At 63.4% G+C, this 23,348-nt stretch carries 16 protein-coding genes and 1 pseudogene; 9 read left to right on the top strand and 8 right to left on the bottom strand.

Going from position 1 to position 23,348, the window contains the following annotated elements; translation table 11 throughout:
- Window positions 1-37 precede the first annotated feature (37 nt).
- The 3 genes from FJ954_RS25960 to FJ954_RS25950 form a co-directional block, all read right to left on the bottom strand.
- Entirely contained in the window at window positions 38-715 is a 678-nt protein-coding gene (locus FJ954_RS25960) for an outer membrane protein (protein ID WP_015317659.1), read from the bottom strand.
- A 193-nt stretch (window positions 716-908) separates the two neighbouring features.
- Complete coding sequence (locus FJ954_RS25955; protein ID WP_015317660.1) at window positions 909-3,233, bottom strand: NADP-dependent malic enzyme; 2,325 nt, start codon at window positions 3,231-3,233, stop codon at window positions 909-911.
- A 175-nt stretch (window positions 3,234-3,408) separates the two neighbouring features.
- Window positions 3,409-4,188 (bottom strand): SDR family oxidoreductase, encoded by a 780-nt coding sequence (locus FJ954_RS25950; protein ID WP_140664287.1) that lies wholly within the window; start codon window positions 4,186-4,188, stop codon window positions 3,409-3,411.
- Window positions 4,189-4,308: 120 nt separating this feature from the next.
- Between FJ954_RS25950 and FJ954_RS25945 the strand changes: the two genes are divergently transcribed.
- Both FJ954_RS25945 and FJ954_RS25940 read left to right on the top strand, forming a co-directional pair.
- Complete coding sequence (locus FJ954_RS25945) at window positions 4,309-5,124, top strand: UDP-2,3-diacylglucosamine diphosphatase (RefSeq protein WP_140616254.1); 816 nt, start codon at window positions 4,309-4,311, stop codon at window positions 5,122-5,124.
- 130 nt (window positions 5,125-5,254) lie between these two features.
- Window positions 5,255-6,469 (top strand): MFS transporter, encoded by a 1,215-nt coding sequence (locus FJ954_RS25940; protein ID WP_140664284.1) that lies wholly within the window; start codon window positions 5,255-5,257, stop codon window positions 6,467-6,469.
- Here FJ954_RS25940 and dgcA read toward each other — a convergent pair.
- A complete protein-coding gene (dgcA, locus tag FJ954_RS25935; protein WP_140664281.1) occupies window positions 6,440-7,423 on the bottom strand; it encodes an N-acetyl-D-Glu racemase DgcA in 984 nt (327 codons plus the stop codon). The two genes, FJ954_RS25940 and dgcA, sit on opposite strands and share 30 nt — an antisense overlap.
- A gap of 77 nt (window positions 7,424-7,500) precedes the next feature.
- Between dgcA and FJ954_RS25930 the strand changes: the two genes are divergently transcribed.
- The 4 genes from FJ954_RS25930 (at window position 7,501) to FJ954_RS25915 (ending at window position 11,578) form a co-directional block, all read left to right on the top strand.
- Window positions 7,501-8,688 carry an ABC transporter permease gene (locus tag FJ954_RS25930; protein WP_140664278.1) on the top strand — a complete coding sequence of 396 codons (1,188 nt, stop codon included), beginning with the start codon at window positions 7,501-7,503 and terminating at the stop codon, window positions 8,686-8,688.
- Between the two features lie 4 nt (window positions 8,689-8,692).
- Window positions 8,693-9,502 carry an ABC transporter ATP-binding protein gene (locus FJ954_RS25925; RefSeq protein WP_023783273.1) on the top strand — a complete coding sequence of 270 codons (810 nt, stop codon included), beginning with the start codon at window positions 8,693-8,695 and terminating at the stop codon, window positions 9,500-9,502.
- Between the two features lie 14 nt (window positions 9,503-9,516).
- Window positions 9,517-10,890 carry an MlaD family protein gene (locus tag FJ954_RS25920; RefSeq protein WP_140664276.1) on the top strand — a complete coding sequence of 458 codons (1,374 nt, stop codon included), beginning with the start codon at window positions 9,517-9,519 and terminating at the stop codon, window positions 10,888-10,890.
- Window positions 10,891-10,969: 79 nt separating this feature from the next.
- The gene (locus FJ954_RS25915) at window positions 10,970-11,578 is read left to right on the top strand and encodes an ABC-type transport auxiliary lipoprotein family protein (protein ID WP_140616262.1); all 609 of its coding nucleotides are present in this window, start codon (window positions 10,970-10,972) and stop codon (window positions 11,576-11,578) included.
- Between the two features lie 37 nt (window positions 11,579-11,615).
- On the opposite strand, the pseudogene FJ954_RS25910 reads toward FJ954_RS25915, so the two are convergent.
- Together FJ954_RS25910 and FJ954_RS25905 are read right to left on the bottom strand one after the other, a co-directional pair.
- Window positions 11,616-12,220, bottom strand: a pseudogene (locus FJ954_RS25910) (exonuclease).
- A gap of 124 nt (window positions 12,221-12,344) precedes the next feature.
- Complete coding sequence (locus FJ954_RS25905; RefSeq protein ID WP_140664273.1) at window positions 12,345-18,698, bottom strand: kinesin; 6,354 nt, start codon at window positions 18,696-18,698, stop codon at window positions 12,345-12,347.
- 274 nt (window positions 18,699-18,972) lie between these two features.
- On the opposite strand from FJ954_RS25905, the gene FJ954_RS25900 reads away from it, so the two are divergent.
- The 3 genes from FJ954_RS25900 (at window position 18,973) to FJ954_RS25890 (ending at window position 20,925) form a co-directional block, all read left to right on the top strand.
- Entirely contained in the window at window positions 18,973-19,341 is a 369-nt protein-coding gene (locus FJ954_RS25900; RefSeq protein ID WP_015317671.1) for an Hpt domain-containing protein, read from the top strand.
- Between the two features lie 143 nt (window positions 19,342-19,484).
- Window positions 19,485-19,805 (top strand): 2Fe-2S iron-sulfur cluster-binding protein, encoded by a 321-nt coding sequence (locus FJ954_RS25895; protein ID WP_015317672.1) that lies wholly within the window; start codon window positions 19,485-19,487, stop codon window positions 19,803-19,805.
- Between the two features lie 88 nt (window positions 19,806-19,893).
- Window positions 19,894-20,925: an NAD(P)/FAD-dependent oxidoreductase gene (locus FJ954_RS25890; protein ID WP_140616266.1), complete on the top strand. Its 1,032-nt coding sequence runs from the start codon at window positions 19,894-19,896 to the stop codon at window positions 20,923-20,925.
- On the opposite strand, the gene FJ954_RS25885 is transcribed toward FJ954_RS25890, so the two are convergent.
- Both FJ954_RS25885 and FJ954_RS25880 read right to left on the bottom strand, forming a co-directional pair.
- Window positions 20,926-22,407: an MDR family MFS transporter gene (locus FJ954_RS25885; RefSeq protein WP_140664270.1), complete on the bottom strand. Its 1,482-nt coding sequence runs from the start codon at window positions 22,405-22,407 to the stop codon at window positions 20,926-20,928.
- Between the two features lie 230 nt (window positions 22,408-22,637).
- Window positions 22,638-23,258, bottom strand: coding sequence for a DUF922 domain-containing protein (locus FJ954_RS25880; RefSeq protein ID WP_140616268.1), 621 nt, complete (start codon window positions 23,256-23,258; stop codon window positions 22,638-22,640).
- Window positions 23,259-23,348 lie beyond the last annotated feature (90 nt).

Below are 23,348 nucleotides of genomic sequence, written 5' to 3'. Positions count from 1 at the left end.
GGTGTGCCCATCAGTCCGGCAATGGCCGGGTGGGCCATCAGAACTTGTAGTTCATCCCGATCCTGACGGTACTGAACGTGTTGTCGAAAGTCGTATTGGAGTTGGGCGCATAGTTGATCGTCTGATCCCGCAGGTCGACATATCGGTATTCGGCATTTGCCGACCAATGATCGGTGATTGCCTGCTCCAGCCCGGCGCCAATCGTCCAGCCAATTTTGGTGTTCTTTTCGGAATAGCTGTCGGCCGGGCCATCGAGATACTGGTTCTCGACACCTCCGATAGCGAGGCCGCCGGTCCCGTAGACAAGGGTGCTGCCGAACGCATAGCCTGCCCTGGCGCTGATCGATCCGAACCAATCCACCCTGGTGTCGTAGACATCGCCTCCGCCGACATTGACCTCGTCGGAATGCCCCTTGATATCGGCGCCCGAAATATCGGCCTCGATCCCCAGAACCGCGGAATTGACCTGGTAATTGTAGCCGATCTGGACACCGCCCAGAAAGCCGTCGATGTCGTAGTCCTGCGTGCCCCGGATCGCTGGCGTATTTGGCAGGTTGTAGGTCGCGTCGGTTTTGCCGAAACCATAGCCGAGATGCCCGCCGACATAGACGCCGGACCAGTCATGCGCGGCCGGGCCCAGCCCGATGGCGTCGGCGGCGAACGCCTGTCCGCCAATCACAGTCAGCATTGCCGAAGCCAGCAACAGGGCTCTCATGACATTTTCACCGCCCAATCAGACGGCGTGACCATATCAAATTGACCTGGTCCGAGAAATCCGCATTCGTCCGATGCCGGATTTCTCGGTTAAGAGTTGTCGGCTCGCAACACTCGATTCCGACAATGCGTTCCGTGACGCGTCGCCGCCACACCTCAATCGGGGCCGGATCAATCGGATCGCGACCGCCGGTTCAGTCCAGATTGGCGATCGCCTGGGCCTTGTGCGCGGCTTCGACCACCGCCAGCGCCGTCATGTTGACGACGCCGCGCGAGGTCACCGAGGGTGTCAATATGTGCGCCGGCTTGTCGGTGCCGAGAAGGATGGGGCCGACATGCAAGGCATCCATCATGGCCCGCAGCGCCGTCAGCGTGATGTTGGCCGAATCGAGGTTCGGGAACACCAGGAGATTGGCTTCGCCCTTCAGGCGCGAATGCGGATAGACGCGCTGGCGCAGATGCTCCGACAAAGCGGAATCGGCGTGCATTTCGCCGTCGCACTGCAGCTCCGGCGCGATGCGCGCCAGAATCGCCGCGGCCTGACGCATCTTCAGCGCGCTCGGCGAATCGCGCGAGCCGAAATCCGAATGCGACAAGAGTGCCGCCTTCGGCTCGATGCCGAAACGCTGGATTTCTTCCGCCGCCAGCACGGTCATCTCGGCGATCTCGTCGGCCGTCGGGTCGACGGAGACGTGGGTGTCGGTAAGGAAGATGATGCCGCGTTGCGAGATCAGCATGGATAGCGTCGACAGGTCCCGGTCCTTGATGCCGGTGCGCGGCCCTATGATCAGCGTCACATTGCGCAGATGCCGCTCGAAACGGCCTTCGAGGCCGCAGACCATGGCGTCGGCATCGCCGCGCTTCAGCGCAAGTGCGGCGATCACCGTGTTGTCGGTGCGCACCATGGTACGCGCGGCCTCCGTCGTCACGCCGCGGCGGCCGGCGAGTTCGATCAGGAGGTCGACATAGTGGCGGTAGCGGGGATCGTCCTCCGGGTTGATCAGGCCGAAATCGACCCCGGGCTTGATACGCAGGCCATAGCGCTTCAGCCTGACCTCGATGACGTGCGGGCGGCCGATCAGGATCGGCTCGGCGATGCCTTCCTCAAGCACAACCTGGGCGGCACGCAGTACGCGCTCGTCCTCGCCGTCGGCGTAGATGACGCGCTTGGCGCTGGAGGCCTTGGCGGAAGAGAACACCGGCTTCATCACCAGGCCGGAGCGGAAGACGAAGCGGTTGAGCTTGTCGATATAGGCGGCGAAGTCGGTGATCGGCCGTGTCGCCACACCGGTGTCGCAGGCTGCCTTGGCCACCGCCGGCGCAATGCGCAGGATGAGGCGCGGATCGAAGGGCGAGGGGATCAGGAATTCGGGTCCGAAGACCGGCGTCTCGCTGGAATAGGCGCGCGCGGCGACATCGGAAGGCTCTTCGCGGGCAAGGGCGGCGATGGCCCGCACCGCCGCCATCTTCATCTCCTCGTTGATGGCGCTGGCGCCGCAGTCGAGCGCACCCCTGAAGATGTAGGGGAAGCAAAGCACGTTGTTGACCTGATTGGGAAAATCGGACCGTCCGGTGCAGATCATGGCGTCTGGACGGGCCGCGCGCGCCACTTCCGGCATGATCTCCGGATTGGGATTGGCCAGCGCCAGGATCAGCGGCTTCGGTGCCATGTGTTGCAGCAGTTCCGGCTTCAGCACGCCGGCGGCGGAGAGACCGAGGAAAACATCGGCGCCCGTTATGACGTCGGCCAGGGTGCGCGCGTCGGTGTCCTTCACATAAGGGTCTTTCCAACGGTCCATCTCGTCGACACGGCCCTTGTAAGCGACGCCGAACCGGTCGGTGACCCAGATGTTTTCGACGCGCACGCCGAGGGAAACGAGAAGATTGAGACAGGCTAGTGCGGCAGCACCCGCGCCGGAGGTGACGACCTTGATGTCCGAAATGGTCTTGCCGGCGAATTCCAGCCCGTTGAGCACGGCAGCGGCAACGATGATGGCGGTCCCGTGCTGATCGTCATGGAACACCGGTATGCTCATGCGAGCCTTCAGGCGTTCCTCGACCTCGAAACACTCCGGCGCCTTGATGTCCTCGAGGTTGATGCCGCCGAAGGTCGGCTCCAGAGCGGCGACGGTTTCGACCATGCGCTCGATTTCCGGCGCGTCGATCTCGATGTCGAAGACGTCGATGCCGGCGAACTTCTTGAACAGGACCGCCTTGCCCTCCATCACCGGCTTGGAGGCGAGCGGCCCGATATTGCCGAGGCCGAGCACGGCCGAGCCGTTTGATACGACACCGACCAGGTTGGCGCGCGCCGTGTAGTCGGCGGCCGTCGCCGGATTGTCGCGGATTTCGAGGCAAGGGGCGGCGACGCCGGGCGAATAAGCGAGCGCCAGGTCGCGCTGGTTGCCGAGCGGCTTGGTCGCCTGGATCTCGAGCTTTCCCGGCGTCGGGTGCTTGTGGAAATAGAGCGCGGCTTCGTCGAGGTCCGAACGTGCCGTTTTCTTGTTCTCGCCTTCCATGCGGCCGCTCCTCGAAACCTGCTTCGGGAGTCCTTTTAGCATGAGGCCAAGGTTTTTCGCGACGCTAATTGACGCGCCGGCATCTTTAAGCGCCAGCGCATCGAAAATCTCTAGATGTCAGACACTTACGGCTGTTACATGCCGGATGTTTCGCGCCGCTTTGCCGACATTTCGGTCAGAAAGCGCTGACGTAGAGACCGCCATCGACGGGTATATTCTGCCCGGTCAGGTAGCCGGCATGGACCGAGCAGAGGAAGGCGCAGATCTGGCCGAATTCCTCCGGCGTGCCGAGCCGTTTGGCCGGCACGTCGGCACTGATGCGGGTCTTGCGCGCCGCGGCCGCCTTGGGATCCTCTGGCGTGCCAGCCTCATGCGGGCCGCGCAGTCGGTCAGTGTCGAGCTTGCCGGGCAAGAGACTGTTGATGGTCACGTTGCGCTCGATCACCGTGCGCGCCACGCCGGCGAGAAACGAGGTCAGGCCGGCGCGCGCGCCCGATGACAGGTCGAGGCCGGGTATGGGGACGTAGACCGATAGCGAGGTGATGTTGACGATGCGCCCGAAGCCGCGCGCAGCCATGCCGTCAATGACCGCCTGAACCAGTTCGATCGGCGTCACCATGTTCTGGGTCACGCCTTCGAGGATTTTTCCGCGATCGAGTTCGCGGAAATCGCGCAATGGCGGTCCGCCATTGTTGTTGACGAGGATGTCGGGTTCCGGACAGGCGGCGAGCAGCGCTTTCTGTATCTCCGGCTTAGAAACGTCGCCGACCACTTCCGTCACCGTCACGCCATGGCGCTGGCGCAGTTCCGCGGCGGTTTTCGCGACCAGCTCCGCATTGCGCCCATTGACGACGATGTCGCAGCCCGCCTCGGCCAGCGCCATGGCGCAGCCACGGCCAAGCCCCTTGCTCGAAGCGCAGACGATGGCCTTCTTTCCGCGGATACCGAGATCCATGACGATTTTCTCCTTTGATTTGCCCGGCAGGCTAGCGCCAGCGCTGGACCAATCGCAACCGTCATATGGTTGTTGCATGAATCGGGGCATAGGCTGCTCGAAAGCAAGGGTGAATCCGCGATGTCAGGCCAAGAGCCCCGCACTTTCCGCAGCATGTTCATTTCCGATGTCCATCTGGGCTCGAAGGCGGCGAAGGCCGATTTCCTGATCGACTTCCTGCGCTACCACGATGCCGACATCATCTATCTGGTCGGCGATATCGTCGACGGCTGGCGCCTGAGGCGCAGCTGGCATTGGCCGCAAAGCCACAATGATGTCGTGCAGAAACTGCTGCGCAAGGCGCGCAAAGGCGCCTCGATCACCTATATCGCCGGCAATCACGACGAATTCGCCCGCCAGTTCCAGGGCGTGCATTTCGGCGGCATCGTCGTTGCCGACCGCGCCATCCATGAAACCGCCGATGGCCGGCGGCTGCTGGTCATCCATGGCGACCAGTTCGACACCGTAGTCCACAACCAGCGTTGGCTCGCTTATCTCGGCGACCATGCTTATGACGCCGCCATGCAAGTCAACCGGGTGATCACGCGGTTGCGCCAGCTGCTCGGCCTGCCTTACTGGTCGTTTTCGTCCTGGGCCAAGGTCAAGGTCAAGAAGGCGGTGAACTTCATCGGCTCGTTCCAGACAGTGCTCAGCGAGGAAGCGCGACGCTCGCATGTCGACGGCGTCATCTGCGGGCATATCCACCATGCCGCCATCGAAAGCTATGGCGACGTACAATATATCAACACCGGCGACTGGGTGGAGAGCTGCACCGCCGTGGTCGAGCATTTCGACGGCCGCATGGAAATCCTGACCTGGGCGCATGTATTGCCTGAAGCGCTTGACGAGCCCTTCATCCCGCTGCTGATCGAGGACAGGGTGGTGCAGGCGGCCTGAGGCGGAAGCCGGCCCTGCAATTTCTGGTGTTAATCGACTGGTCCAGCCGGTTTCGTCCGGTTTTTGCTCATGTTAAGGATCGGCTTGCGCTGCTCGCCGGTCGTTGAGCGCAGCGTCATTGGATCGATTCATGCCGCTGCCACCGCTTTCACCCGAACAACTCGTGAAGCCGAGCCGTTTTGAACTGCGCATGAGCCTGATCTTCGGCACGTTGTTCATATCGCTTGGCACCCATTTGCCCTATTTCCCGCTTTGGTTGCAGGCCAAGGGGTTTCATGCCGAGCAGATCGCCGTCATTCTGGCGGCGCCGATGTTCCTGCGCGTCGTAACGACGCCGCTGCTGACCACACTTGCCGATCGAGCCAGGGACCGCGCCGATGTCTATGTCGTGCTCGTCGCCGCATCGCTGCTGCTGTCCGCGGGATACTTCCTGACCCCGACATACGCGACGGTGCTGGCGGTGTCGCTGGTGCTGACCATCGTCTGGACGCCACATTCGCCGATCGCCGATTCGCTGGCGCTCTCGGGCGTGCGCCGCTTCGGGGCCAATTATGCGAGTATGCGCAAATGGGGGTCGATCTGTTATCTCCTGGCCAATGTCGCGGGCGGTTTCATCCTGGCGGCCAGCGGCCCTGGAGCCGTCCCGGTGATCATATTCCTTGCCCTTGGCGCGGCACTCATCGCAGGCCTGCTGGCACCGCGCATGGGACGGCCGCGAAAGGCCTCGCCGCTGTCGGCAGTGGAAATCCAGCATGCGGCGCCAAGCCTGTTCAACGCTTATTTCCTCTCCTTCACCCTTGGCGTCGGCATCATTACAGCCAGCCACGCCTTCCTCTACGGTTTCGTTTCCATCTATTGGAAATCGATCGGCATCAGCGATTCCGTTGTCGGCCTGCTGTGGGCGTGGGGCGTGGTGTCGGAAGTCTGCATGTTTTTGTTTTTCAATCGCATTTTCGCCTCCGTGTCTGTCGTCAAGGTGATGGTGATTGCCGGCATCGGATCCGTTGTGCGCTGGATCATCTTTCCACTGATATGGCCGCTCTGCCTCGGCACCGCCGGCTTCTTTGCCGTGCAGTCGCTGCATTCGGTGTCTGTCGCAATGGTGCTGATCGGCCTGCAGAAAATGATCGGCGAGACCGTCTCCGAAGAGCGCACGGGTGCCGCGCAAGGCATCGCCTATTTCTTCAACGGCTTCTTCATGGCCGCCGTTACGCTTGTTTCCGGCCCGCTCTATGACCGTCTCGGTGTCGATGGATTCCTGGCGATGATCCCGATCGCGATCGTCGGCCTTATGCTGATCGGGCTTGCCGCGCGCTCAGCCCCACAGAGCCCGGTCCGGGGGTGAGACGAGCGATCCCTGGTAAACGAGACCCGGGACACGATCCCGGGCAAGCAGCAGCGGGCCGTCGAGGTCGACGAAATCCGCTCCTTGCGCGAGCAGCACCGCCGGCGCCATTGCCAGCGACGTGCCGACCATGCAGCCGACCATGATGCCAAAACCCAGCTCACGGGCGCGGTCGCGCAAGGTGAGCGCCGCTGTCAGCCCGCCGGACTTGTCGAGCTTGATGTTGACGGCGTCGTAGAGGCCGACAAGCGCCTCGAGGTTTCCTGCTTCATGGACGCTCTCGTCAGCACAGATCGGCACCGGATGGGCTATGTGGCGCAGGATGCCGTCACGGCCCGCCGGCAGCGGCTGCTCGATCAAGGCGATATCTTGCTTCGCGGCAAAAGCGAGATTCGCGACAATGTTGTCGTCGGTCCAGCCTTCATTCGCATCGAGGATCAATCGGCTCCCGGGCGCCGCCTGCCTCACCGCCTGGATGCGGGCGGCGTCGTTGTCGCCGCCGATCTTGACCTTCAGCAGCGGCCTGCCGGCATTGGCGCGGGCCTGCGCCGCCATCGCCTCCGGTTCGCCGAGCGACAGCGTGTAGGCGGTTTCGAGCTGATGCAAAGGGGCCGGCCAGATTGCGTTCGCCACCGGATTGCCGCTGATCTTGGCTTCAAGGTCCCACAGGGCACAGTCTACAGCGTTACGCGCCGCTCCGGCAGGCATTGCGTCGAGCAGGGCGGCACGGTCCATCCCGCCGGCGATCCGGTCGCGCATCGCCGCGATCGCGCCGCTCACACCGTCCATGGTCTCGCCATAGCGCTTGTAGGGAACGCATTCGCCGCGACCGACATGGCCGTTGTCGCTGATCGTGCAGGTGATGACCTCGGCCTCTGTCTTGGAGCCGCGCGAAATGGTGAAGGTCCCGGCGATCGGAAAACGCTCGGCCTCGACCGAAATGACACGCGCCATATTTTTCTGCTCCGGCTATGCGAGAAGGGTTGTCGGCAAATCGACAAGGTCGGACCCATCAGGCTAAACAGGACGCCATGTTGACCATCGGCAAACGCGACGCAAGCGGCACGACCGCCTCGGGGACTGACCACGACCCGCGCGTCGCGGTCGGCGAGGAGGATGGGGTCCTCGGCTGTGCGTTCTCCGGCATCTGGACGACGCGGACGGTGGCGCTGATCGACGCCGAGATGCGCAAGATCGAGAAACGAAGCGGTTTCAAGATGTTGGCGCTCGATCTTTCGAAAATCGAGAAGATCGACACCGCCGGCGCCTGGCTGATCGATCGCTTGGTCAGCGTCTTCGAGAAGAAGAATGTCGAGGTAAGGCTGCAAGGCCAAAGTGACGTCGCTTCCATCCTGCTCGAAGCAGTGAGCGAGGCCGTCCGGCGCGAACCCGAAGCCGGACCGGCGGGACCACCCAACATTGTCATTCGGGCACTGGAGGCGGTGGGCCGGCGCGTCTACGAGATGCGCGACGATTTCCTCGCCTCGATGAACATATTGGGCGCCACCATCCGCGGCGCGCAGATGAAGCTCGGCCGTGGCCATGCCGTGAATCCGGCGGCGATCTTCAACCAGATCGATCGCATGGGCGTCGGCGCTATCCCCGTGGTGGTGCTGATGTCGGCGATCGTCGGCGCCATCGTCGCCCAGCAGGGTGCCTATCAGCTGAGCTATTTCGGCGCCGACATCTTCGTCGTCGACCTGGTCGGCGTGCTGATCCTGCGCGAACTCGGCGTGCTGATGACGGCAATCATGATCGCCGGCCGCTCCGGCAGCGCGATCACCGCCGAAATCGGCTCGATGAAGATGCGCGAGGAGGTCGACGCGCTGAAGGTCATCGGCCTCAATCCGATCGGCGTCCTGGTTTTTCCACGTCTGGTTGCCCTGGTGATCGCCTTGCCCTGCCTGACGATCATCGCCAATTTCGCCGCGCTCGGCGGCGGCATTGTCGCGGCCTGGCTCTACTCCGATATCCCCCCCGCTGCCTTCATCGACCGGTTGCGTGTCGCAATCGATCTCAGCACGATTTTCGCCGGGCTGATCAAGGCGCCGTTCATGGCCATGATCATCGGCACGATCGCTTCAGTCGAGGGCATGAAGGTCGGCGGCAGTGCCGAATCGCTCGGGCAGCACGTGACCGCTTCGGTGGTGAAGTCGATCTTCGTCGTCATCATTCTCGACGGACTTTTCGCTATGTTCTACGCAGCGATCCAGTTCTAGTAACATGGCAAAGGGAAACGGAATCACGACTGAGGCGCCGGACGAGAGCGAAATCGTGCTTTCGGTGCACGACGTCACCGTTGCCATCGACGACAAGCTGATCCTCGACAAACTGTCGCTCGACATCAAGCGCGGCGAGATACTGGGGTTCGTCGGTGCCTCGGGCGCCGGCAAGTCCGTGCTGTTGCGAACCATTCTCGGACTGATGCCCAAGCAGTCGGGAACAATCAAACTGTTTGGCGTCGACGTCGACAAGGCAAGCGATCTCGAGCGGCTGCGCATCGACATGCGTCTTGGCGTTCTGTTCCAGCATGGGGCGCTGTTTTCGGCGCTGACCGTGATGGAGAACGTGCAGGTGCCGATGCGCGAATATCTCGATCTGCCAAGAAAGCTGATGGACGAACTGGCGCTGCTGAAAATCGAGCTGGTCGGACTGCCGCCGGATGCGGCGCAGAAGTTTCCCTCCGAACTCTCCGGCGGCATGATCAAGCGCGCGGCACTTGCCCGCGCCCTGGCGCTCGACCCCGACATCGTTTTTCTCGACGAGCCGACGTCCGGCCTCGATCCGATCAGCGCGGCCGAGTTCGACGAACTGGTGGTCAAGCTGCGCGACACCATGGACCTGACCGTCTACATGGTGACCCACGACCTCGACACGCTGTTTACCGCCTGCGACCACGTGGCGGTGCTCGGCAAGAAAAAGGTGCTGGTCGAAGGCACGATCGACGACATGCTGAAGAGCGAGGAGCCGTGGGTAAAATCCTATTTCCGCGGAAAACGCGCACGGCAACTTGATCTTGCCGCACGTGCATAGCCATAAGTGAAGCAATGGAAACCAGAGCCAACTACGTCATTGTCGGCATTTTCACGCTGGTTGCGATCCTGGCGGCGTTCGGCTTCGTCTATTGGACGGCGGCGATCGGCGACAGGGGCGAGACGACGCTGCTGCGGGTGCGCATTCCGGGCTCGGCCTCAGGTCTCGGCCGCGGCAGCTTCGTGCTGTTCAACGGCGTCAAGGTCGGCGACGTCAAGCGCGTCTACATCGACGTCGACAATCCGACTGTCGCCATCGCCGACACCGAGATCGACCGGATGACGCCGATCACCAAGTCGACGCAGGCCGACATCGGCCTCGCCGGCCTCACCGGGCAGGCCAATATCGAGCTCAAGGGCGCCGACCCCAAGGAAGTCAAGCTGCTCGACCAGGCCGAGAAGGAAGGCAAGGTCGCCGAGATCGTCGCCAATCCTTCTGCCGTGACCAATCTGCTGCAGACGGCGCAAAACATCTTCACCCGTGCCGACAAGGTGCTGACGGAGCTGGAAGGCTTCACCAAGGATGTGCGGGGGCCGCTGACGCAGACTGTGCAGAACGTGCAGACGTTTTCCGATGCATTGGCCAGGAATTCCGACGGCATCGACAAATTCCTGTCCGCCGTCAGCGCGCTGTCCGATGAGCTGAAAGGCGTTTCAGGCAAGCTCGACGGCACGTTGAAGGCAGCGGAAGGCCTGCTCAATGCCGTCGACAAGGACAAGATCAAGAGCATCGTTGCCAATGTCGATGCGGTGACGGGGAACCTCAAGGAAACCTCGCAGCAGCTGGACGGTGTGATCAGGAATGTCGATACGGCGGTGGGATCGGTCAACGATTTCGCCAAGCAGACGCAAGGCACGCTGGCCAAGGTCGACGGCGTGCTCGACGGCATCGATCCGGCGCAGGTGCGCCAAGCGCTCGCCAACATCCAGAAGGCCAGCGACAGCGCCAACAAGGCGGCTGCCGACATCGCGGAGGTGACCGGCAAGATCGCCAATCGGGCTGACGACATCGACCAGACGATCAAGGACGCCAGGCAGCTGGCGCAACGGCTCAACGACGCCTCGGTGCGGGTCGACGGCATTCTCGCCAAGGTCGACAAGCTGCTCGGCTCGGGCCAGGCCGACGGCGTGATGGCCGACGCCAGGGATACGCTGAAATCGTTCAAGCAGGTCGCCGATACGCTGAATGCCCGGCTTGGGGTTATCACCGACAATCTGGCGCGCTTCTCGGGCCAGGGGCTGCAGAATGTCGAGGCGCTGGTGCAGGATAGCCGCCGCTCGATCAACCGCATCGAGGAGGCGGTGACCGATCTCAGCCGCAATCCGCAGCGCATCCTTTCGGGCGGCGACGGCGAGGTTCGGCAGTTCGACGGCAGGGCGCGGCGTTGACTTCGGCATCGGCCCGCCGCAAGAACAGTGCTCGTGAATGCGGGTTGATCTTGCGATCAGGGGATAACGGGGATCACGCGTGAGATTGAGTAGGCTTGGAACGGGCGGGTTGAAATCGGCTGCGGTGCTGCTTGTCCTGGCGGTTGCCGGCTGCGCGGCGCTCGGCGGCAAGCCGGCACCGCTCGACACGTTCGAACTGTCGGCGCCGTCGGTCGACGCGCATGGCCACAGCCGCAAGCAAATCCTGATCGCCCAGCCTTCGGCGCTGAAGGCACTGGACAGCCAGAACATCGTCATCAAACCCTCCGACGGCTCGATCCAGTATCTGAAGGGCGCGCAATGGGCCGACCGCCTGCCGCTGATCGTGCAGGCGCGGCTGGCCGAGACATTCCAGCGCTCGGGCAGCTTTGCCGGCGTTGGCAAGCCGGGCGAGGGGCTGGCGATCGACTATCAGGTCATCGTCGAGGTTCGGTCCTTCGAAGTGCGCGTCAATGGCGGCGAACATGCCGAGGTCAACCTGTTCGTGCGCTTGCTCAACGACCGCAACGGGGAAGTGAAGGCTTCCAAGAGCTTCACCGCATCGGCACCCGTTTCGGGGAGCGGCAACCCGGCCTATGTCGGCGCGCTCGACGCCGCCTTCGGCGATGCGGCCAAGCAGGTCGTTCGCTGGACCGATTCGGTGATCTGAGCGCCAGGCGCGCCGGGATTCCACCAACGCTTCCGGGTTACGGACGGTCGAAGGTGTCCGGCCGCAGCTTTCCAGTCTTCATCAGGTGCTGCAGGGTGTAGGTTACGGACAGCGCATCGTCGAGCGCGTCATGCCCCTGCAGTGGCGGATGTTCGATAATCCGCAAGCTTGTTGCTCGGCGTCCTTGCCAGGTCCTCGATCGGCATGCCGGCCGCGACCAGCAGCTTGACCGCATTGTCGAACCGGGTGGCCGGGATAGGCGGCCTGATGCCCGCGACATAGCAACTGATGGCGATCATGTTCAGTTTGTCCTTGCCCCAGGACCACAGCCGCGCTCCGGCGGAAAACCTATCGACGCCGGCCAGGGCGTCTTTCAGCGCAATGCCCTCGGCCTCGATGATTTCTTCGGTGATGCCGGTCAGTCCAGTGAAGAACGGATCGAGCGTGTACCGCTCGCCAAACCGGTCGACCGGTCTGATATAGGCCTTGTGCGTGCCCAGCACGGGGAATCACCTTCGAGGCCGAGCCTGCCGCGCCGATCTGCGCAATGATCGGATCGAGATCATGGGCCGCGCACCAGAATCGGCGTTGTGATCCCTCAAGGCAGAGAAATTCGCAGTCGAAGATGATTGCCGTCTTCACAACTCAGGATCCGGTTCCGGAAAGCGAGATCAAACCCGGATCCGTCTCCGGGTGGCGAGTCAGTTCCTTCAAGAAAAAGGCGGGAGACAAGCCCCCGCCTTTTTCGGTTTGGCTTGTCGACCACCTAATGCAGGCGGCCGCTTGCATGGGCCAGCATGGTGTAGACCTTGCCGGTGTCCGACGTGAGATAGGTCTGCGCCATGATGTTGTCGCGGTCGTTGCGCGAGACATCTTTCAGCAGCTTCTCGAAATCGTCGCAATAGCGGTCGACGGCGGTGCGGAATTCGGCCTCCGCCTGATACTTGCGGCGGATTTCATCGAACGTCTGCTGGCCCTTGAGCGTGTAGAGCCTGCGCGTGAACACGTCACGCTCGCCACGCCGGTAGCGGTTCCACAGCTCGATCGAGGCATCGTGGTCGATGGCCCGCGCGATATCGACGGACAGCGAGTTCAGCGATTCCACGACATGTGCCGGCGAACGCTGGGCAGGGGCCGCGCGCGGGGCTTCCGCTGGCGCCTGGGGAGCCGCCGGCCTGAGCTCGGCATCGTTCGACGCGGCGGTCAAGAGATCGCGCACCCAGCCGCCTTGCGGCGCGCGGGCAGTGGCGTCGGTGGCACGCTGGCGCGGTGCTGCCTCAGCCGGGCGCTCCAGATCGAGCGTGCCGCGCAGTCCCGCGCCGCCCAGTGGCGCCTGTGGCGGGCGCAGATCCGCCTGCGGTGCCGGGGCGCGACGGGGTGGCTCGGCGGCGCGTGCCGCCGGTGCCTGCGGCGCAGGGCGCAAGGGCCGCGGTTCTGAAGTGTCGCCGCCACGACCGGACTTCGCCACGATGTCCGAAAGCTCCTTCAAGGCGTTGATCTGCTCGGAAACCGCGCGGCGGATGGCCGATGTCGACTCCTTTGCCTCTTCCGGCATCTCGATGACGCCCTTCTTGAGCTCGGCGCGGGTGAGGTCGAGCTCGCTCTTGATCGAGCCCGCGGTGCGCCGCATCTCCTCGGTCGCATCGGCGAAGCGCTTGGTTGCCGAATCGACGACGTCGGTGATGGCGTTGCGGATCTTGTCGGCGGACTCCATTGTCTTGCCCTCGGCGTTCTGCAGGGTCTGGCCGACGAGATTTTCGAACGAGCGCATGACCCTTTCGAGATCTTCCGACTTCTTGACCAGGCCGACGGCGAGGTCCTCAAGTGAGGACTGCCTTTCCAGCGTGTGTTCGAGGTTGCTCTGGGCCGAGCTCAACAGGTCCGAGGCGCTGGCCAGCAAGCGGCTGTGTTCATCGAACTTGGTGGCGATCGAGGCGACTTCGCGCAAGGTTGACGACGACAGTTCCGTCAGCCTCGTCGTGTTGGAATCGACCAGACGCGCCGAGCTGGCAAAGGTCTGCGCCGCCTTTTCGGTGGTCGCCGCGAAGCTTTGCGTGCTGCCGGTCAGACGTTCGTCGACCTCGCCGAGGTTGACCGCGGCCTGATCGATCAGCTGGCCGAGCTGCGAGCTGGACTTGGTCATGCGGCCGATCAGATCGGCGACGCTGTCGGACAGCGACGAGCGGGCGCCTTCGACCGCCGACAAGGTTTCGGCGGTGCGGCTGGCCAGTGCGTTGACCAGGGCTGCATTCTCGCTGCGCAGCTTCTCGGTCGCGCGTTCGGTGACCTCTTCCATACTCTTTTGCAGTTCCGAGCCGCCCTGGGCGAAGCGCTCGACCAAAGGCCGCGCGGTTTCGTCGAGGATCTTCGACATCTCGGCCGACCGCGCCGCGAGCATGGTGTTGAGCTCGCGGGTGTTGGCGCCGATCGTCTTGGCCGCGTCATTGGTGCTCTGGCCGATATGTTGTCCGACCGCGGTAAAGGTTTCCGCGATCACATTGGCACGCGATACGAGTTGTGCCTCGGCACTCGACACCTGCTCGTTGAGCTTCTGGCCCATCGTCTCGGTGGTGTAGGCGAGCCGGTTTTCGACCCCAGCGATCTGTTCTTCGACACGGGCGGCCGCTGCCGCCGCGCTCGATGCAAGACGCTCGTCGGCGCCAGCAAGTGCCTGCTCGATTTCGCGGGCGTGCACGGCCAGTTCCTGACCGGTCTGGCGGGCGCGATCGGCGACCCGCTGCTCGGTGCTTGCAAAGGCGCCGACAATGGTCTGCGCATGCTCGCCGATCGTCGAGGTGCTGTCGGCGATGCGCGAAACCAGGCGCTGGTCGGCGTCGTCGAAGATGCGGGCGATTTCGGATGCCCGGCTGGACAGCGCGTCCGAACCCTCGGCGATGCGCGAGACCAAATGCTGGTCGGCGGCATCGAAGATACGACCGAGGTCCGACGCGCGGGCGGCGAGCGCCTCGGCGGATTCGCCGATGCGCATGCCGAGCCGCTGGTCGGCGCTTTCGAAGTTCCGCAGGATGTCGCCGGCGCGGGCGGCCAGCGACTGCGCCGTTTCCACGGCACGGGCGACCAGCTTCTGGTCGGCCGCGTCGAACGTGCCGGCAATCTCGCTTGCGCGGGCGGCCAGCTGATCGGCGGTTTCCTGGGCGCGGGCGGCAAGCTTCTGGTCGGCCATGTCGAAGGTGCCGGCGATCTCGCCGGCGCGGGCAGCGAGTTGATCGGCGGTTTCGTGGGCACGGGCCAGCAGCGAGCTGGAGGTGTCATCGGCGCGGGCGAGCAGGGCGTTCGACGTATCCTCCGCACGGGCGTGGAGGCGACGATCGGCCTCCTCGAAGGTGCGGGCGATGTCTTCGGCCCGGGCCAGCAGGGCGGCGGACGTCTGCTCGGCGCGCTCGGCGATCTTGCGATCGGCGTCGCTGAAAGCCGCACCGGCCTGTTCGTGCAGCGTGCTGGTGACTTCCAACACCTTTTCGCGCAATGCGCCGGCGACGAAGACAGCGCTCTTCTCGAGCACGTTGCGGACGTTGTCGACACCAGTCGAGAGCGCGCGCTCCATGGTGCCGGCGCGTTCCTCGATGATGCCGGTCTGGCGGCTGAACGCCTGCTCGATCTTGTCGACATCGGCGGCGATCGCGGCGGAAATGTCCGTGCTCCTGGCCGCGATCTGGTCGATGTGGCCGGACAGCGAACGATCGACCTCCTTGCGGCTCTCGGCGAGCTTGCCGAGATCATCTTCCAGCGCGCGGCTGAGCATGTTGCGGCCTTCGGACAACTTGCCGACATGTCCGGCGATGATATCGTCGATATCGCCGCGGCTTTCGGTCAGCTTCTGCAGGTCGGCTTCGAGAGCACGCTTGAGAATGTCGCGGCCTTCGGCGAGCTTCTCGACCTGGCCGGCAACCAGGCCGTCGATGCTGGAGCGGCTTTCGGCCAGCTTGGCAAGGTCTGCCTCCAGCGCACGCTTGAGGACATCGCGGCCTTCGGCAAGCTTCTCGACCTGGCCGGCGACCAGACCGTCGATGCTGGAGCGGCTTTCGGCCAGCTTGGCAAGATCGTCCTCGAGAGCCTTCGACAAGGTCGAACGCTCCTGCACAAGCCGTTCCGCGTGATTGTTGACGTGGGTGCCGACAGTCTCAAGGTCGGCCTCAAGCGCCTTCGACAAGTTCGAACGCTCCTGCACAAGCCGTTCCGCGTGACTGCTGACGTGGCTGCTGACAGCATCGAGATCGGCCTCAAGCGCCTTTGACAGTGTCGATCGCTCTTGGGCAAGTCGGTCCGAGTGGCTGTTGACAAGGCTGTTGACGGTTTCGAGATCGGCCTCCAGCGCGCGGGCGAACTGGGCGCGGTCGTCGACCAGTTTCTGGGACTGATCGGCAACGGTGTTTCTGACCGTGCTGAGGTCGGCTTCCAATGCGCGGCGCAGGATGTCGCGACCCTCGGCGAGCTTCTCGACCTGGCCGGCGACCAGACCGTCGATGCCGGAGCGGCTTTCGGCCAGCTTGGCGAGATCGTCCTCCAGCGCCTTCGACAAGGTCGAGCGATCCTGAACCAGCCTGTTCATGTGGTCGGCGATGACGCTGTTCACATTCTGCAGATCGGCTTCCAGAACACGTGAGAGCTGCCCGCGATCCTCGGCCAGCCTGTCCGACTGGCTCGATATGACGTTCTTGATCGTATTGAGGTCGGATTCCAGCGCACGCTTGAGGATGTCGCGGCCCTCGGCGAGCTTCTCGACCTGGCCGGCGACCAGACCGTCGATGCTGGAGCGGCTTTCGGCCAGCTTGGCGAGGTCGGCTTCGAGCGTCTGCGACAGCAGGCTGCGGTCTTCCGCCAGGCGTCCCGAATGGCCGTCGATCAGCCCGCGTATCCCCGACAGGTCGCTTTCGAGCGAACGGCCAAGCTGCGTGCGGTCCTCGGCCAGTTTCGCCGAATGCGCCTCGATGAGGTTCTTGATACCAGCAATGTCGTTTTCCAGCGCCTTGGCGAGCACCGCGCGGCCCTCGGCTATTTTCTCGACCTGGCCGGCGACAAGGCCGTCAATGTCGGCGCGGCTCTCGGACAATTTGCCGAGATCGGCCTCCAAGGCGCGCGACAAAATGTTGCGGCCTTCGGCCAGTTTTCCAACATGCCCGGCCACCATTTCATCAATGATGGTACGAGCTTGCACCAATTTTCCGGAGTCTTCGTTGAGAGCCAGTGAGAGCCGGTTGCGGCCTTCTTCCAGCCTTTCGAGGTGGCTGCCGAGCGACGCATCGATGGCGGCACGCGATTCGTTGACCTTGCGCAGGTCTTCTTCGAGCGCACGCGCTATCAGGCTGCGGCCTTCGGCCAGCCTCTGCACCTGGTTGGTCACCGCCGCATCGATGCCGGCGCGGCCTTCGTCGAATTTCTCCAGGTCCGCCTGCATGGCTGCCGCCATGCGCTCGCGGCTCTCGGAGAGCTTGCGGCTATGGTTTTCGACGGCTTCTTCGATACCGACGCGTGCGTCGGCGAGCCGCTGGATGTCGGCATCGAAGGAGCGCGACACGACGTGGCGGGCTGCCTCCATGCGGCCGGCGAAATCGCTGGCGCGCGCTTCGAGCATGGAAGAGGTCGAGGTGACGATGTCGGCCATGTCGGCGCCGATCTGGGTCTTGCCCTGATCGATCATGGCCGACAGCGTGTCCTTGCTCTCGGCGAAGGTGTGGGCGATTTCGCGCGCGCGCTCGACCAGCGTTTCGTTGATCTGGCGGGCGCGGGCTTCCAGCGCGGCATTGAGCTTCTGGGTGCCGGTGTCCAGCGCTTCGGCGCGGGTCTGAAATTCGCTGATCAGCGCCTGGCCGCGTTCGGCCAAGGTGCGTTCGATGCCGTTGAGGCTGGCCTCGAACTCGGAATTGAGGGTGCGCGCGGCGCCGCCGAGCAGCGACACCATGCCGGTGGTGCGATCGTCGAGCAGGTCCGTCAACGAACGGGTCAAACCGTCCGTGGTGTCCGTCAGCTTGGCGATACGGGTGTCGAGCAGGCTGGCGAAAGCCTCGCCGGAGGTCGAAAGCCGGTCGGTGATGTTGTCGAGGCGGCCTTCCACCGAATCGAAGATCGACATCGAGCTTTCGTTGATGCGGTCGATCAGCGTGTCGCCGGAATTGGTGATCGTCATCGACAGTTTGGTCGACGCGTTGAGGATGCTGTCACGAATGATGTCGCTTGCCGCGCCGATTTCATCGCGCAGCGTCTCGTGCGCGCCGGAGATCGAGGCGCGGACGCGTTCGGCATGGGTGACCACTGCTTCGCGTTCGCTGCCCAATCCGTCGACCAGCGACCTGATGCGGGTTTCGTTTTCCGAATAGGAGCGCTCGATCTGGTTGACCTCGCTGTGGACCAGCGTCTCCAGTTCGACGGCACGGGCAAGGGTGCGTTCGATGCCTTCGCCCATGGCAGCCACCTCGCGGCGGACGGCCTGGCCGATCATCATGACGCGATCCTGGGCCATGTTTTCCGGCTCGGTCAGGCGGAAGGCCACTTCCGTCATCGATTGCGCGGCGATGCGCATGTCCTGAGCGCGGCGAATCATCGTCGCGAAGGCCCAGAACAGGATGACAGGCACGATAGCCGCGACGGCAAGGCCGATCAGTTCGGGGCGGGCAAAGAACTGGTCCAGCGTGCGGATCCGCCAGATGCTCGGTCCAAAAAGCAGGTTCGCCAGTCCGCCGGCGCCCGCGATCCAGGCAAGCGAGACAAAGGCGATGACCCAGTAAATAGTGTTGGAGGCGCGCCTGTTCAGGCTGTGGAGAAGGGTCTTGTAATCTTTCTGACGATCGTCGTTGGCGGGCGCGAAGCCGGCGGGCTGGCCACCATTGCGCGTCTCAACCGGGCGAAGTTCGGCCGGCTTGGCGTTTGGCGCGGGCTTCGCGGCCTGGGGCTGATTGACGACGGGCGCCGGCTGCTGATTGCGTCCCTCGCGTGCCAGTTCGTCGGCGGCCTGCGATATCTGCGCTTCCAGATCTTCCATCGAGGCCGCGATATCGAGGTCGCCGCTATCGGTATCGCCGCTCAGGTCGAGATCGAGCGCTTTCTCGAGTTCCCTGGCTACGTCGCTGTCGAGAGTTCTGGTCGTTGTTGGTTTCTTCGCCATGCCTTCGCTACCCTGTACTAGCTGCCGCGGGGGCTTATAATTGTGCTTGTCTTACCCCCGCGCAGGAGGCTGAAAATGGACCCTCGTATCGTAATGACACAGGGGGGTAAAGAAAACATGCATTCCGCGGGATACGTAAAACTTTAAATATAAGGTTAACGGAAGCGTGATTTGGGCGCCGCTTTCGCAACATTTTTCCGGGCCATCCATTAACCCGTTGTCCACTGGATTCGCCTAGGTTTTCAGGCGACCGAAGAAAATGGAGTTCGAGTTCATGCGTGGCGAAAGCGGCATTGCCTTCTCAATGCCGGGGGGCGACGTATCGGGAACGAGGCAGTCCCGACCGGTCGATTTGGCACACCTTGCCCGGCAAACGATGGGCGACCGCGCCCTCGAGCAAGAGGTGCTGGCGCTGTTTGTACAGCAGGCACTGTCGGTACGCGACAAAATAGTCGATGCCGACATCAAGGACCGGCTCCTGCTGGCTCATGGTTTGAAAGGGTCGGCCCGTGGCGTGGGTGCCTTCGCCATCGCCGATTGCGTCACCGATATCGAGCATCGCCCGGAGGACGCCCAGACGCTCAAGCGGCTCGGCAGGCTGATCGACGAAGTGCGCGACTTCATCGCCGCCATCAATCGCTGATCCAGGTTTGCGACAAAAACGTCACGGAGCGCCGCTTTCGCACGGCAGTTGACTTGTTTGCCGGAGTGATTATCTCGGGCGAAACTCGCTTTCCCCTCGGGCGAACTCCCTTCGTCCGGGGCGAAACTCCCTTCAGGTGACAAATGACCAAACTGACCTTCATCGCCCATGACGGCACACATTTCGACGTGGACGCCGAAAACGGCTCGACGGTCATGGAGAACGCCATCCGCAACGCTGTCCCGGGCATCGAGGCGGAGTGCGGCGGCGCCTGCGCCTGCGCGACCTGCCATGTCTATGTCGATGAGGCATGGACGGCCGAAGTCGGCGAGCCCGAGGCGATGGAGGAAGACATGCTGGACTTCGCCTACGACGTCCAGCCGAACTCGCGCCTGTCCTGCCAGATCAAGGTACGCGACGCGCTCGACGGCCTGATCGTCCGGGTGCCCGAGCGTCAGGGCTGAAGCCAGCACGGGCGATTTTTGCCGCTGACGCTTGGCAGCGGGCCGCTGGTCATGCAGTCTCGCCCGGACTTTCGCAGCGAGGCGCATCATGACCGGCATCATCAGCACAGACGTCCTCATTGTCGGGGCAGGGCCGGTCGGCCTGTTCGCCGTGTTCGAGCTCGGCCTGCTGGACCTGAAATGCCACCTGATCGACATCCTCGACAAGCCCGGCGGCCAATGCGCGGAACTTTATCCGGAAAAGCCGATCTACGACATTCCCGGCTGGCCCTCGATCTCGGCGCAAGGGCTCGTCGACAAGCTGCTCGAGCAGGTCGCGCCGTTCCAGCCTGAATTCACCTATAACCGCATGGTCTCCAGCCTTGAGAAGCTGGAAGACGGCGGCTTTCGCGTCACCACGGACGAGAACGAGGTATTCGAGGCCAAGGTGGTGGTCATCGCCGCCGGCGGCGGCTCATTCCAGCCGAAGCGCCCGCCGATCCCGGGCATCGAACCCTATGAGGGCAAGAGCGTCTTCTATTCGGTGCGCCGGATGGAGGATTTCCGCGGCCATGACCTTGTCATCGTCGGCGGTGGCGACTCGGCGCTCGACTGGACGCTGAACCTGCAGTCGATGGCAAAGAGCGTGACACTGGTTCACCGGCGGGCCGAGTTTCGCGCGGCGCCCGACAGCGTCAACAAGATGTACGCCATGCAGGAGATGAAGCAGCTGGAATTCAGGGTCGGTCAGGTGACCGGGCTCACCGGAGCCGATGGCCAGTTGTCATCGGCCACCATCAAGGGCGGCCCGGATGGCGACATCGAGGTGCCTTGCACCCGCATGCTGCCGTTCTTCGGACTGACCATGAAGCTCGGCCCGATCGCGGAATGGGGGCTCAATCTCCACGAGAACCTGATCCCGGTCGATACCGAGAAGTTCCAGACCTCGGTGCCCGGCATCTTCGCGGTGGGCGACATCAACTGGTACCCGGGCAAGCTGAAGCTGATCCTGTCGGGCTTTCACGAGGTGGCGCTGATGGCGCAGGCCGCCAAGCGCATCGTCAGCCCCGGCGAGCGTATCGTGTTCCAGTACACGACCTCGTCCACCAGCCTGCAAAAGAAGCTCGGCGTTTCCGGCTAGTTATTCCGCCAGGATCGGCGCCGGATCATCGACGTGGCCCCGAAGTTCTTTCTCGGGCATCAGCGTCAGCGTGACGAGGCCCAATCCCAGAGTGCCGGCCGCGACGAGAAAGATCATCACGAAGGGTTGGGCCGATACGACATGTCCAGCCACCTGAACGCCTTCGCCGGCCAGCGGCAACCCAGAGCCAAGGGCGACCGCGCCGAGCATCGCCACCCCCAATGCACTGCCCAGCGAACGCAGAAAGGTAAGCACCCCCGTCGCTACGCCAAGATGCATGCGGTCGACGGCGTTCTGCACGGACACGGTGGTTACCGGAAATGTCGTGCCGGTTCCCAGCCCGATACAGATGGTCAGGGCTTCGACGACAAGCAGCGATGCATGGCCGGCGACAAAAGCCAGCAGGCCCGTGCACAGGATGGCGAAGACGACGCCGACCATGGCGATGCGCTTGTAGTGGGTGAAGCGTGGTATCAGGCGGCCGCTGGAAGCGGCGCCGCCCACGGTTCCAAGCAGAAGACCAAGCATTGCAATGCCCGACTCGCTGGCCGTGAGGCCGAGTATCGACTGCAGATAGACCGGCAGATACACGGCAAGGCCGACGCTGGAGGCCTGGAGCAGGAACATCGACAGGGTGCCGGCCAGGACGATCGGGTTGCCCAGCACCTCGAGCGAGATGAGCGGTTCGGCCGCCCGCATCAGCCGCAAGGCAAAGGCGCCCCAGAACAGCGCGGAGCACGCCAGGACGCCGATGACTTCCGGCGATAACCAGAGATAGGCACTGCCGCCCCAGTTCAGTGCCAGCAGCAACAGCGCCGTCGCCACGATCAGCAGCAATGCGCCGAGGCCATCGATGCTGTGGTTCTTGGCCGCGATGGGCAGCTTCTTGAGCGGCTTGTTGATGATCGCCATGGCAAGAAAGCCCAGCGGGATATTGATCCAGAAAATGAGAGACCAGTGCAGATGCTCAGCGAAGGTGCCGCCCAGCAGCGGCCCGGCGACGCTGGCAACGGCCCAGGTGCCGGAAAACCACGCCGCATAGCGCGCCCGCTCGCGCGGCGGGACGAGGTCTCCGACCACGGTCTGCGTCAGCGCGAAAAGACCACCGCCGCCGGCCCCCTGGATCGCGCGACCCAGGATGAGGACGAACATGTTGGGGGCCAGTGCGCTGACCAGCGATCCAGCAAGGAAGATGAGGATTGCCGCGTAGACGGTTGGCCGACGCCCATAGACGTCGGAAATCTTGCCGTAGAGCGGTGCCACGGCGGTTGCGGTCAAGAGGTAGCCGGTGACGATCCATGGCAGGTATTCGGCACGGCCGAGCAAGCGCCCGATGGTCGGCATGGCGGGCGCGACGATGGTCTGGTCGAGGGCTGCCAGCAGCATCGACAGGAGAACGCCGCCAATAATGGCGTTCTTTTCGCTTTCGCTCAGCGGCGCGCTCACGGCCGCCACGGCCTGCTTGTCGACAGCCTGGTCCATAAATCTTCTCGTCCATGCGCTTTGCGCTGCCGCATCACCATTGGGCTTGTGTGGTGCATCCGCGGCGTGATCGATCGTGATGCCCGTGCTTCTGGATTGTGCCCTTGGCAACCCTGGATATGTCGTTCCGTATAGGCCGATTTCGACGGTTCCTCGAAAAAAATTCCAAGCTGGCACTACGCTTCCGCCCGGCTGGCTTGCATCCAGGCGAACGGAGGCGGCGAGGAGATTCAGGCCGGCGGCCGCAACTGGCCGCTCTCGATGCGCTCCATCCGGTAACGCAGCAGCCGCAGGATGCGGCTTTCGAAATTGGCGCCTTCGACACGGTCGAACCGCACCTGGTCCCTGTCGTGTTTGGCAAGCTCGGCCGCCGTGATCGCAGCGGCCTTGGCCTTTGCGGCGTCGCAATCCTTCTGCGGATAAGCTGCCTTCAGGGCGTCTTCCAGCGCGCGGCCGTGGTTCTGGGCTATCTCGACATGGCGGTCTTCATGGCGCTTGATGTCGGCGGACAAGGTATCCCAGAACAGCCGCACATCGGCGTCGGCTTTGCGCGGGCGGCGCCATTCGGGAAGGATCACCTTGACCTTGACGGTGACGACCGCGTCGGCGATCCGGCAGGAGCCCGGCTGGCTGGCGTAGCTGATGCGTGTCGTGAAAGCCATCTGGGTGGCGCCAGGGTGGCGCGACCCCGTGCTTTTGACCTGGGGCCCGTGTTTGGCAAGTTGCTGCTCGATATCCTCCAGCGTTCTGCCGCCAATGGCGAAATAGCTGTATGTCTTCACCAGATTGGCCGCATTCGCCGGAACGGCGGCGGTAAGCAGCAGTGCGCAGAGCAGGGATCGTATCATCATGTTGCCTCTTCAATCACCTTGCTTTACGGCCTTCGCCGGCGCAACGGAATTGATCCAATGCGGATCACACATCGTTGATGACATCTTGGT

This window comes from Mesorhizobium sp. B2-3-15 (genome assembly GCF_006442875.1).
Lineage (GTDB): Bacteria > Pseudomonadota > Alphaproteobacteria > Rhizobiales > Rhizobiaceae > Mesorhizobium > Mesorhizobium australicum.
Note: the sequence above shows the minus strand (reverse complement) of the source record. Positions and strands in the feature narration are given on the sequence as shown.